This window comes from Maricaulis maris (genome assembly GCF_049116555.1).
GTDB lineage: Bacteria > Pseudomonadota > Alphaproteobacteria > Caulobacterales > Maricaulaceae > Maricaulis > Maricaulis maris_C.
This window is the reverse complement of the sequence record NZ_JAGDYT010000003.1, coordinates 140,123-150,000: the sequence shown is the minus strand read 5'-3', so window position 1 is coordinate 150,000 and position 9,878 is coordinate 140,123. Positions and strand designations below refer to the sequence as shown.

Annotated in this window: 15 protein-coding genes; 10 read left to right on the top strand and 5 right to left on the bottom strand. The window is 62.8% G+C overall.

Annotated features, from left to right (window positions below; translation table 11 throughout):
* Positions 1-102: 102 nt before the first annotated feature.
* The 3 genes from JXQ94_RS05370 to JXQ94_RS05360 are packed head-to-tail and all read left to right on the top strand — an operon-like array spanning position 103 to position 2,099.
* Positions 103-597 (top strand): GNAT family N-acetyltransferase, encoded by a 495-nt coding sequence (locus JXQ94_RS05370; protein ID WP_421922783.1) that lies wholly within the window; start codon positions 103-105, stop codon positions 595-597.
* 39 nt (positions 598-636) lie between these two features.
* Entirely contained in the window at positions 637-1,602 is a 966-nt protein-coding gene (locus tag JXQ94_RS05365; protein WP_421922782.1) for an MBL fold metallo-hydrolase, read from the top strand.
* 50 nt (positions 1,603-1,652) lie between these two features.
* The gene (locus JXQ94_RS05360; RefSeq protein WP_421922781.1) at positions 1,653-2,099 is read left to right on the top strand and encodes a hypothetical protein; all 447 of its coding nucleotides are present in this window, start codon (positions 1,653-1,655) and stop codon (positions 2,097-2,099) included.
* Positions 2,100-2,136: 37 nt separating this feature from the next.
* On the opposite strand, the gene JXQ94_RS05355 is transcribed toward JXQ94_RS05360, so the two are convergent.
* From JXQ94_RS05355 to ruvX, 4 genes are all read right to left on the bottom strand, one after another.
* Positions 2,137-2,496, bottom strand: a complete 360-nt coding sequence (locus tag JXQ94_RS05355) for a hypothetical protein (RefSeq protein ID WP_421922780.1) — start codon at positions 2,494-2,496, stop codon at positions 2,137-2,139.
* A 72-nt stretch (positions 2,497-2,568) separates the two neighbouring features.
* On the bottom strand, positions 2,569-3,078 hold the full coding sequence (locus tag JXQ94_RS05350) for a hypothetical protein (RefSeq protein WP_421922779.1): 510 nt from the start codon (positions 3,076-3,078) through the stop codon (positions 2,569-2,571).
* 115 nt (positions 3,079-3,193) lie between these two features.
* Complete coding sequence (locus JXQ94_RS05345; RefSeq protein ID WP_421922778.1) at positions 3,194-4,108, bottom strand: AEC family transporter; 915 nt, start codon at positions 4,106-4,108, stop codon at positions 3,194-3,196.
* On the bottom strand, positions 4,105-4,560 hold the full coding sequence (ruvX, locus tag JXQ94_RS05340) for a Holliday junction resolvase RuvX (RefSeq protein ID WP_421922777.1): 456 nt from the start codon (positions 4,558-4,560) through the stop codon (positions 4,105-4,107). Before ruvX ends, JXQ94_RS05345 begins: the two co-directional genes overlap by 4 nt.
* Before the next feature lie 100 nt (positions 4,561-4,660).
* On the opposite strand from ruvX, the gene gatC reads away from it, so the two are divergent.
* The 7 genes from gatC to JXQ94_RS05305 are packed head-to-tail and all read left to right on the top strand — an operon-like array spanning position 4,661 to position 9,144.
* Positions 4,661-4,948 (top strand): Asp-tRNA(Asn)/Glu-tRNA(Gln) amidotransferase subunit GatC, encoded by a 288-nt coding sequence (gene gatC / locus JXQ94_RS05335; protein WP_421922776.1) that lies wholly within the window; start codon positions 4,661-4,663, stop codon positions 4,946-4,948.
* 3 nt (positions 4,949-4,951) lie between these two features.
* Entirely contained in the window at positions 4,952-6,427 is a 1,476-nt protein-coding gene (gene gatA, locus JXQ94_RS05330) for an Asp-tRNA(Asn)/Glu-tRNA(Gln) amidotransferase subunit GatA (protein WP_421922775.1), read from the top strand.
* Positions 6,428-6,457: 30 nt separating this feature from the next.
* Entirely contained in the window at positions 6,458-6,700 is a 243-nt protein-coding gene (locus JXQ94_RS05325; RefSeq protein ID WP_421922774.1) for a hypothetical protein, read from the top strand.
* Positions 6,693-6,950, top strand: a complete 258-nt coding sequence (locus JXQ94_RS05320) for a hypothetical protein (protein ID WP_421922773.1) — start codon at positions 6,693-6,695, stop codon at positions 6,948-6,950. The genes JXQ94_RS05325 and JXQ94_RS05320 overlap by 8 nt, the downstream gene beginning before the upstream one ends.
* A 16-nt stretch (positions 6,951-6,966) precedes the next feature.
* Positions 6,967-7,215 (top strand): hypothetical protein, encoded by a 249-nt coding sequence (locus JXQ94_RS05315; protein WP_421922772.1) that lies wholly within the window; start codon positions 6,967-6,969, stop codon positions 7,213-7,215.
* Positions 7,208-8,701: an Asp-tRNA(Asn)/Glu-tRNA(Gln) amidotransferase subunit GatB gene (gatB, locus tag JXQ94_RS05310; protein ID WP_421922771.1), complete on the top strand. Its 1,494-nt coding sequence runs from the start codon at positions 7,208-7,210 to the stop codon at positions 8,699-8,701. Before JXQ94_RS05315 ends, gatB begins: the two co-directional genes overlap by 8 nt.
* A 5-nt stretch (positions 8,702-8,706) precedes the next feature.
* Positions 8,707-9,144 (top strand): hypothetical protein, encoded by a 438-nt coding sequence (locus tag JXQ94_RS05305; protein ID WP_421922770.1) that lies wholly within the window; start codon positions 8,707-8,709, stop codon positions 9,142-9,144.
* A 14-nt stretch (positions 9,145-9,158) separates the two neighbouring features.
* On the opposite strand, the gene JXQ94_RS05300 is transcribed toward JXQ94_RS05305, so the two are convergent.
* Positions 9,159-9,776 (bottom strand): hypothetical protein, encoded by a 618-nt coding sequence (locus JXQ94_RS05300; protein WP_421922769.1) that lies wholly within the window; start codon positions 9,774-9,776, stop codon positions 9,159-9,161.
* Positions 9,777-9,878 lie beyond the last annotated feature (102 nt).

The following is a 9,878-nucleotide window of genomic DNA, read 5'->3' as shown; positions in this document are numbered from 1 at the left end:
CTTGACCAAGCAAGGCCTATCCGGCCTGTTGGCTGACAAGCGCTTCAAGGACCTTTCCGCTCCCGCGGTCTATCGAGACAAACCATGACAATGCCCCGCCCCATGACCGCCGCCGACGCCCCCGCTGTCCTGGCCATCTATGCCGAGGGCATTGCGACCGGCCATGCCACGTTCGAGAGCACCGCCCCGGACTGGCAGCACTATGATGAAAGCAAGCTGGCGGTACCCCGTCTGGTTTCGTTGGACGCCGATGGAGGGGTGATCGGTTGGGCGGCGCTGAGCCCGGTGTCCTCGCGCTGCGTCTATGGCGGGGTGGGTGAGGTCTCGGTCTATGTCGCGGAAGCCGCACGGGGGCGGGGGCTTGGCCTCGCTTTGCTCGAGGCCCTGGTCGTGGCCTCGGAGGCGGAAGGATTGTGGACGCTCACGGCCGGCATTTTCACCGAGAACACGGCCTCCATCCGCCTGCACGCGCAATGCGGGTTTGAGCGTCTGGGCGTGAGGCGTCGTCTCGGCAAGATGAGCCATGGGCCGATGGCCGGACAATGGCGCGATGTGGTGCAGATGGAGCGGCGGAGTGATGTCGTGGGGATTGATTAGCGCTTGACCTGATCGCCGGGCTCTCGTCTCGTTTGCTTCATGAAGACTCACGCTCTGGCGCTCGGCGCCCTGATCCTTGTCGCTGCGCCTGTCGCCGCTCAGTCTGAGCGGGAAGCGGCGGCCTGCCCTGTTGAACTCGTCGTCCTCGGGGTCGGCCAGGATGGCGGGGCACCGCAGCTGGGGAACAGTGCCGACCCGGCCTGGGACGACCCGTCATTGCGCCGCCTGGCGACCTCCATCGCGGTGCTCGATCGTGAGGCAGACGCGCGTTACCTGTTCGAGGCCACGCCGGATATCCGCGAACAACTCTACCGGCTCGACCAGGCCATGCCGACCGAGGCACGGCCCGGGCTGGACGGCATCTTCCTGACCCACGGCCATATCGGCCATTATACCGGGCTGATGTTCCTCGGGCATGAGAGCATGGGAGCCCGTGATGTGCCGGTCTATGCCATGCCCTCCATGTCGGCCTTCCTGTTTTCCAATGGGCCCTGGGACCAGCTGGTTCGTTACGACAATATCGAGCTGGAAGCGCTGTGGGCCGGCCAGCCGGTCGAGCTGGGTGCTGTCCGCGTTACAGCGTTCGAAGTGCCGCATCGTCAGGAATATACCGAGGTTGTTGGGTATCACATCGCCGGTCCGTCCCGTTCGGCGATCTTCCTGCCGGATATCGATAGCTGGGAAGAATGGGAAAGCTGGGAGTATGGCGAGGCGATGCGGATCGAGGATCTCATCGCCACGGTGGATGTCGCGTATCTGGACGCCACCTTCTACGCCAATGGTGAAATCCCGGGCCGAGACATGTCAGGCTTCCCGCACCCCTTCATCGCCCATTCCATGGAGCGTTTCGCCGATCTGCCCGCCAGCGAGCGGGCCAAGATTCGCTTCATCCATTTCAACCACACCAATCCGGTTCGCTATCCTGATGCGCCAGAGCGTGACGTGGTCATGGAGGCTGGCTTCAGGCTGGCCGATGAGGGCGAACGCTACTGTCTGGCCGATTGAGCGGGCATGATCTAGATGTAGACTGCGCTTGGGCAAGGGCAGGTGAGGCAGTGCAAGGGAACCGTAATTGGCCGCGCGCGATCAAGTGGGTCGCGCTCCTGGTTTTTATACCGGACGTTCTTTACGCCTCCGGCTGGTTCGCGATGGACGTGCTTGCGCGCTTATCGCTGTGGCCGCGCGATTGGAACGCAATCGATATCTACGGGTTCATCGCCACGCACCCGCTCTGGGCGGAGATGATATTTTTCGTTGGATTGGGTTTCAAGATCGCGGCACTGGTCCAGATGATCCGCAGTCGCCTGTCGGCGATCTCGCTGCTGGCTGTCGCCGTCGTGCTGCACTTCGCCGATTGGGTCCTGCTGACGGCCAATGGCTACTACTCCGCGACTTTGGACGGAGGCTTGCAGATCATGACCGGGATCGTGGCATTGGCTTGCCAGGTCTATCTGCATTTGTCCGGCGCCCTGACTGGACGGTCGCTGATCCCCGGACGGTAGGGCTGTCCCGCCTATGGTTGTCTGGCCGCGCTTGCCGTCAATCCGAACGGCTGACCACCGCCATCCAGATGAAGCCACTTCCGACAATGAAATGCCCGACGGCTTCGGCGTAGGGGAAGGCGCCGTGCTGGGTCATCACGAACGCCCAGCCGCCGAGGATCAGCGCGCCGGCGATCCGTGGCAGCCAGCCCGTGATCAGGGCCAGCAAGGCAATCGCGAACATGCCGAGCGGGAACAGCATCGGGCCGATCATCGCGAAGGTCATCTGCAGCGGCTGGGACGCCAGCAGCGCCTCCCGAGCCAGTTGCCCGGCTTCGGGTTCGAGACCTGTCGCCAGGGCGCCATAGACAAAGTCCAGGGTGAAATTGCCGACCAGGCCAAGCGTCCCGATCATCATCTTGATGAAGACTGACAGGCCAACAAGCGCGGCCGCGGGTGTTGGCGGTGAAGTGGAGCCCGCCGTCGACGACTAGCAGCGGGGGTTGCAGGCCCGCGCCATCCCGTCGTTACGCCGGACTTCGCTTTCGACCGGTCCGTCCGGTTGAGCCGGGCGCTGGGCTGCCGGTCCACGTCCTCGACCGGCCGGATCGGCGACCGCCCCGCTGTCGGTGTCGGTATAGCCGGATGCGCCCGTACCGGAGCGCGTGCCCCGGCCACGTCCTGCCGGATCCGCGGTTGCCCCACTGTCCTGGTCGGTAATGCCCTGTGCGCCGGCGCCGCCTGATCCACGGCCATTCCCGGCCGGATCAGCGGCGCTGCCGCTGTCACTATCGGTCAAGCCGGAGCTGCCTGCGCGCGCACCGCCGCTGCGTCCATACCCGGCCCGATCCGCATAGGCCCCGCCATCCGAGTCCGATACGCCGGTATAGGTTTGTGCGTTGGCGTCACCGCTGATCAGCGCGCCGGCACCCGCCGCCACTACGCTGCCGGTCACCTGCATCAGAAACGAACGGCGACAGAGTGTGCCCTTGTGAGCCATGACATTTTCCCCCCAAAACGAGATCCGGTTCGCCGGAGCAAGCCCAGTATTTATTCCTAATTCGATCGGGCGAGACCGGCAACCGGTAGGTCCGGACGCCTGGCGCGAAGGCTGCCTAGCCCAGCAACCACAGCCAGAACGGAATCGTGATGAAGCAGAACAGGGCGCTTGCGGTGATGTCACCGGCGGAATAGGGCGCGTCGCCGCCCAATTGCTGGGCCAGCACGTAGGCCGACGCCGCGCCGGGTGAGGCGCCGGTCAGGAGCAGGACGGTCAGCGGGATGCCCTCGATGCCGAAGGCGCGGCCGATGCCATAAAAGACCAGTGGTCCGATCATCAGCTTGACGAAGACCGAAAGGCCCAGCAGGCGCGGCCGGGCTTTCATGGCGGTGAAATTCAGTCCGGCGCCAACCGCCAGCAGGATCAAAGGCAGAGCCGCCTGACCGGTCAGCGCGATGGTGTCGGCCAGTATGTCAGGCACCGGGATGTTGGCCAGGTTGACCACGCCGCCGGCGGCCGAGCCGAGGATCAGCGGATTGGTCAGGATGCGGTAGACAATGGAGCGCCACTGCGGCGCAGCGCCTGTGCCCCAGACCGACAGGACGGCGACGCATTCCATGTTCACCAGTGGGATGGAGGCGACCATCACCAAGGCTACCAAAACCTCGCCCTCGGCACCGAACAGGGCAATGGCGATGGCGAGAATCAGGAGGCCATTCCAGCGACTGGTTGCCTGGAACAGTGAGGTAAATGTTGGATCGGGAACGCGCAGCAGCGGTTTGAGCGCCAGTGTCAGCGCCGCCATCGCGACAAAGCCCAGCATCGCCGCGGCCATGAAACCGCCGAGCTCGACCTCGGACAGGTCGGCAAAGGCGATCGAGGAAAACAGCAGGGCCGGCGACAGTCCCAGATAGGCCAGCCGCGAGATCGGTCCCCAGCTGGTTTCCGGTAACAGGTTGGACCGTCGCAATACCCAGCCGAGAAAGATCACCCCGAAGACGGGGACGAGGGCGGAAATAATGGCGGTCATGGGCGAAGCATCTCCAGCCGGTCTAGCGCGCTCTGCAAGATGTTGGCGGCCGCATGGGCGTCGATGATGTCCTTGCGCTTGTCACGGCGCACGCCGACCGAGATCAGTTTCTCCTCGGCCTCGAAGGTCGAGAGGCGTTCATCCTGGAAGACGACGGGCAGGTCGCGCAGCCGCATCAGATTGCGGGCCATGGCCCGCACCGACTGCACGCGAGGCCCCTCGGATCCGTCCATATTGACCGGCAGTCCCATCACGATGGCGACGGCCTGGCGCTCGTCGAGGAGGGCGAAGACCCGTTCCGCATCAAAGGTGAACTTGGTCCGCTTGATGGTTTCCACCGGAGTCGACAAGCCGCGCGAGGCGCCGCAGGCGGCAACCCCGATGGTCTTGCTACCCGGGTCGAGGGCAATCAGGGGCCCGTCGGGCAGGTCTTCCAGCGTCACAATTGGCATGTTTGCGGGATGCGCCTTGCACGCTTCACCGTCAAGCTTTCTTGCACCTGCGAAAGGCGATTGCTACTCAAGCGGCTTCGACTATCCGGAGTGAAATTCCATGTCCGTCACCGCTGATGATGTGCGCCGCATCGCGCGTCTCGCCCGTATCGCCGAACCGACCGACCGCGTTGATGCGCTGGTTGGCGAGCTCAATGGCATTTTGAGCTGGATCGAACAGCTCAATGAAGTGGATGTGGAAGGCGTCGAAGCGATGACCACGCCCGTGAAATTCCCGCTGCCGCAGCGCGAGGACGTCGTGAGCGACGGCAATTGCCGCGACCGGGTGCTGGCCAATGCGCCGAAGTCCGACGAAGGCTTCTTCGTTGTGCCCAAGTCGGTGGAGTAGGTCATGAGCGAGCTTTTCAAACTCACCCTGTCCGACATCACTGCCAAGCTGAAGGCGCGTGAGGTTTCTGCGGTCGAGCTGGCCACTGAGGGCCTGGCCCTGTGTGAGGCCGCCCAGCCCAAGCTGAATGCCTTCACCGCCTTTGATGCCGACAAGACGCTCGCCATGGCCAAGGCCTCGGATGAGAAACTGGCACGCGGCGAGGGTGGTCTGATCGAGGGCGCACCGCTGGCGATCAAGGATTTGTTCGCGGTTGAAGGCGTCGAGACGGTGGCCTCCTCGAACATTCTCAAGGGCTTCAAGCCGACTTACGAGTCGAGCGTCACGGCCAAGCTGTGGGATCATGGCGGCGTCTTCCTGTGCAAGACCTCGATGGACGAGTTCGCCATGGGCTCGTCGAACGAGACCTCGAATACCGGCCCGGTCAATAACCCCTGGAAAGGCCCGAACGGCGAAATGCTGACGCCGGGTGGCTCCTCGGGCGGTTCGGCGGCCGCTGTGGCGGCGGACCTCTGTTTCGGCGCCACCGGCACCGATACAGGTGGATCAATCCGCCAGCCGGCGGCCTTTACCGGCACGGTCGGCGTGAAAGCCACCTATGGCCGCACCTCGCGCTGGGGCACGGTGGCCTTTGCCTCCTCGCTCGACCATCCCGGCCCGTTCGCCAAGACGGTGAAGGATTCGGCGATCATGCTGCAGGCCATGTCCGGTCATGACCCCAAGGATTCGACCTCCTTGCCGAACGACGTGCCGGACTTTGTCGCTGCCGTGGGTGGTTCGGTTAAGGGGCTGCGCATCGGCGTACCCAAGGAATACCGGGTTGATGGCATGCCGGCGGAAATCGACGCTGCGTGGCAAAAGGGCATTGACTGGCTCAAGGCGGCTGGCTGCGAGATTGTCGACATCTCCCTGCCGCACACCAAATATGCCCTGCCGGCCTATTACATCGTCGCGCCGGCCGAAGCCTCCTCCAATCTGGCCCGCTATGACGGCATGCGCTACGGCAATCGCGTTGACGGTGAAAATCTGAACGCGACGTACGAAAACACGCGTGGCGCCGGTTTCGGCCATGAGGTCCAGCGCCGCATCATGATTGGCACCTATGTGCTCTCCGCCGGTTATTACGACGCCTACTATCTGCGCGCCCAGAAAGTGCGCACGCGCATCCTCCAGGACTTCGAGCAGGCCTTTGAAAAGGTCGATGCCGTGCTGACGCCTTCGGCGCCGTCGGCCGCTTTCGAGCTGGGCTCCAAGTCGGATGATCCGATTGCCATGTATCTCAACGACGTCTTCACCGTCACCGCCAACCTGGCTGGCCTGCCGGCGATGTCGGTGCCGGCCGGTGTCGACAAGGACGGCCTGCCGCTGGGGCTGCAGATCATCACCCCGGCGCTGGACGAGGAGACCATGTTCAAGGTCGGCGCGGCGATCGAGGATTCGGCCGGCTTCGTCGCCAAGCCGGACAATTGGTGGAGCTGATGATAGTGGGCCGGATCTGAGGCCGGATATATGGCGGGACGCTTTCTTCTGATCGCTGCCGGGGCACTCTGTGTGCTCGGCCTGCTGATCGGATCAATGGCATTCCTCGGAGTCGGGGTCGGCTTTGGCACGATTTTCGGGATCTGGGCCATCCGGACCGGGTTCGGGACCGCCTCGGGCCGGCAGATTGCCTCGGACCGGCTGACCAGTCGGGTCGCCGAAGCCAGGCGGCGACAAAAATGGCGTAGTGCCAGGGAGCAGGACGATGAGTGAGACGGAGAGCGGTGGATCCAGGCCCAATCGCGGCTTCATGATCATGATGGCTGTACTGGGTCTCGCCTTTGGTCTGCCGACTGCCTATTCCGGCGGGGTCATGGTCGGTCAGGCATTTGGCGGGGGCGAGTTTCCTGCCATTGGCTTTATCGTCCAGCTGGCCCTCGGGCTGATGCTGGCCGGTTTCGGATTGGCGGCCGTCTGGGCCGTGGTGATGAGTTTTACGGGCAAGTCGAATGGCAAGGACTGAGCCTGCGCATCCGGCCATGAAGCTGGCGCGCCCGAGTTTTCTGGTTGGCGCGCTGTTGATCCTGGCCGCGGCGGTTATTTTTCGCGGCATTATCCCGCTCGAGCCCCGCAATCTGTGGGCCGTGGTGTTGGTGGCGCCCGGGATCGGATTTGTGTTTTTCGGCCTGACCGTTGCCATGGCGGGCCGGGTGTTGGTTGCGGCGATGAATACGCCGGAAGACGAGCGTCCCGGATGGGATGACGACGAGGAAGATCGAGATGAGTGATCACAGCTACATCCTGCCGGGCGCGACCGGTGACTGGGAAGTTGTCATGGGGCTGGAGATCCACGCGCAGGTGGTTTCCAATGCCAAGCTGTTCTCCGGAGCTGCGACCGCGTTTGGCGCGGCGCCCAATACGCAGGTCTCGCTTGTTGATGCGGCCATGCCGGGCATGCTGCCCGTGATTAATGCCAAGGTTGTCGAACAGGCGGTGCGGACGGGGCTTGGCCTCAATGCCCAGATCAATCTCTGGTCCCGCTTCGACCGCAAGAATTACTTCTACCCGGATCTGCCGCAGGGCTATCAGATCAGCCAGTTCCAATTCCCGATCGTCGGCGAAGGCGAGATCGAGTGCGAGCGCGATGATGGCTCGCGCTTCACCGTCGGTATCGAGCGCCTGCACCTCGAGCAGGACGCCGGCAAGTCGATCCATGATCTTGATCCCAACTCGACCTATGTCGATCTCAACCGCTCCGGCGTCGCGCTGATGGAAATCGTCTCGCGCCCGCATATCCGCTCGCCCGAAGAGGCCTCGGCCTATGTCGCCAAGCTGCGCACCATTTTGCGCTATCTCGGCACGTGTGGCGGCGACATGGAGAAGGGTCAGCTGCGCGCCGACGTCAATGTTTCGGTCTGCCGCCCCGGCCAGTACGAGAAATTCCGCGAGACCGGTGATTTCTCGCATCTGGGCACGCGCTGCGAGATCAAGAATATCAATTCGCTGCGCTTCATCCGCCAGGCGATCGAGTATGAAGCCCAGCGCCAGATCGACATCATCGAGGATGGCGGCAAGATCGACCAGGAAACGCGCCTGTTCGACGCCGGTACCGGTGTAACCCGCTCCATGCGCTCCAAGGAAGAAGCCCACGATTACCGCTATTTCCCCGATCCCGACCTGCTGCCGCTCGAGCTGCAGCAGTCTTTTGTCGACGAGATCAAGTCCGGTCTGCCCGAGCTGCCGGACCAGAAACGCGTCCGTCTCGTCTCCGAGCTGGGCCTGTCGGATTATGACGCCGCCGTCCTGTCTGCCGACAAGGACCGCGCCGACTATTTCGAGATCGTGGCCGAGGGCCGGGACGCCAAGCTGGCCTCCAGCTGGGTCAATAACGAGCTCTATGGCCGCCTCAACAAGGAAGGCCTCGACATCACCGACAGCCCGGTCTCGGCGACACAGCTCGGCGGTCTGATCGCGCTGATTTCTGACGACACCATCTCCGGCAAGATCGCCAAGGATGTGTTCGAGATCCTGTGGAGCGAAGGCGGCGACCCGGCCAAGATCGTCGACGAGAAGGGCCTCAAACAGGTCACCGACACCGGCGCCATCGAAGCCGTCATCGACCAGCTCATCGCCGACAATCCCGACCAGGCCGCCCAGGTCAAGGACAAGCCCAAGACCATGGGCTGGTTCGTCGGCCAGGTGATGAAAGCCATGCAGGGCAAAGCCAATCCAAAAGCGGTGAACGAGATTTTGCGGAAGAAACTGCTGGGGTAGGGGGCGTGGATCCGCTTCTGGTCAAGCAATGGCGGATAGCGGGCCTGATCGTCGCGATTTCGGCTCTGCTTGCTGCGTTCGCGGCGCTTCTGACCGGGCCTATTGGGATGATGTTGCAGGGGCTGAGCACGCTTTTCGGCGCCTTCCTTCTCGCCGATCTGGCCTTGTCGACCTTCAACAAGGGAAAGCTTGGCCGGGTCTCGAAAAAGGGCTTCTATCTCCGGCGCGCTTTGGTCGGTGCGGCCGGCTGGGTTGGCTTCGCGATTTGTGGCCTATTCCTGAGCGTTTTCACCAATGATGAGATTTTGATTGGTAGTAGCGAAGTTGCCGTTGTCGTGATTATGGGCTGCACCTTTGGGGCTGTGACGCAACCTGTTGCGGTTCTCTTCTTTACCAGATTTTTGTCTTGGTGGACGCGGGTGCAGTCGAGGCAAGGTAGATGACGCCATTCGAGGTATTACCCAACTCGACCGGTGACCTGCCATTCCCCGTTTTCATCAAGCTGAAGCCGGACGAATGTCGTTCCTTCGGCGGGGTGATGGAAATACTCGGTGGTTCTCGTCGTCCAAACTTCATCCCAGCGCATAGCGAGGAGAGCGATTCTCCGATCCGGAGACCGGTAGACCGGTGACAGGGTGAGTTCCCCATAGCCGCCATGCCAAGCGTCGAGGCGAGGCGGTGCTGGTGGGTTATAAATCCACCCGGACACCTCAGCCTCACCGGTGATTGCCTCCCATCCCGAGTCGGGGGCGAATGAACAGGAAATCCGATCGCTGTGCAGGACTGGTTCGAAGAATACCCAGTCGAATTGCGTTGCCGCGCTATCTTCGTCGGTCCCGATTGCGGTCCAGGCGCTCCAATCGGGGAAGAGATCGACATCCGCGCCAATTTCAGCGCGAAGGATTATCGGAGGGAGACGATGTACGACCTCGTCCAACACCTTTCTCTCTTCAGCGAGAAATGCAGCATAGACAGCGCAGTCCGGCGAGATCATGACGTCCTGCTGTGCGGGTGGTACGCAGGCGGCCAAGCTTGACGCAATGATGGCTGCGCTGATCAGAGGTAGCGTTTTCATCAGCTTGAGTTAAGCCCTCGGTCGGTAGATTGGAAGGAGCGTGTTGCTGGTTTTCGTATACCCCTGCCCGGCCTGCCCGCCGCATACCGCTAGCCCCAATCC

Bases quoted from the DNA above. Each gene is read 5' to 3' on its own strand.
- JXQ94_RS05370 (WP_421922783.1), top strand. From the start codon at position 103: ATGACCGCCGCCGACGCCCCCGCTGTCCTGGCCATCTATGCCGAGGGC.
- JXQ94_RS05365 (WP_421922782.1), top strand. From the start codon at position 637: ATGAAGACTCACGCTCTGGCGCTCGGCGCCCTGATCCTTGTCGCTGCG.
- JXQ94_RS05355 (WP_421922780.1), bottom strand. From the start codon at position 2,496: ATGATGATCGGGACGCTTGGCCTGGTCGGCAATTTCACCCTGGACTTT.
- JXQ94_RS05350 (WP_421922779.1), bottom strand. From the start codon at position 3,078: ATGGCTCACAAGGGCACACTCTGTCGCCGTTCGTTTCTGATGCAGGTG.
- JXQ94_RS05345 (WP_421922778.1), bottom strand. From the start codon at position 4,108: ATGACCGCCATTATTTCCGCCCTCGTCCCCGTCTTCGGGGTGATCTTT.
- ruvX (WP_421922777.1), bottom strand. From the start codon at position 4,560: ATGCCAATTGTGACGCTGGAAGACCTGCCCGACGGGCCCCTGATTGCC.
- gatC (WP_421922776.1), top strand. From the start codon at position 4,661: ATGTCCGTCACCGCTGATGATGTGCGCCGCATCGCGCGTCTCGCCCGT.
- gatA (WP_421922775.1), top strand. From the start codon at position 4,952: ATGAGCGAGCTTTTCAAACTCACCCTGTCCGACATCACTGCCAAGCTG.
- JXQ94_RS05325 (WP_421922774.1), top strand. From the start codon at position 6,458: ATGGCGGGACGCTTTCTTCTGATCGCTGCCGGGGCACTCTGTGTGCTC.
- JXQ94_RS05320 (WP_421922773.1), top strand. From the start codon at position 6,693: ATGAGTGAGACGGAGAGCGGTGGATCCAGGCCCAATCGCGGCTTCATG.
- JXQ94_RS05315 (WP_421922772.1), top strand. From the start codon at position 6,967: ATGAAGCTGGCGCGCCCGAGTTTTCTGGTTGGCGCGCTGTTGATCCTG.
- gatB (WP_421922771.1), top strand. From the start codon at position 7,208: ATGAGTGATCACAGCTACATCCTGCCGGGCGCGACCGGTGACTGGGAA.
- JXQ94_RS05300 (WP_421922769.1), bottom strand. From the start codon at position 9,776: ATGAAAACGCTACCTCTGATCAGCGCAGCCATCATTGCGTCAAGCTTG.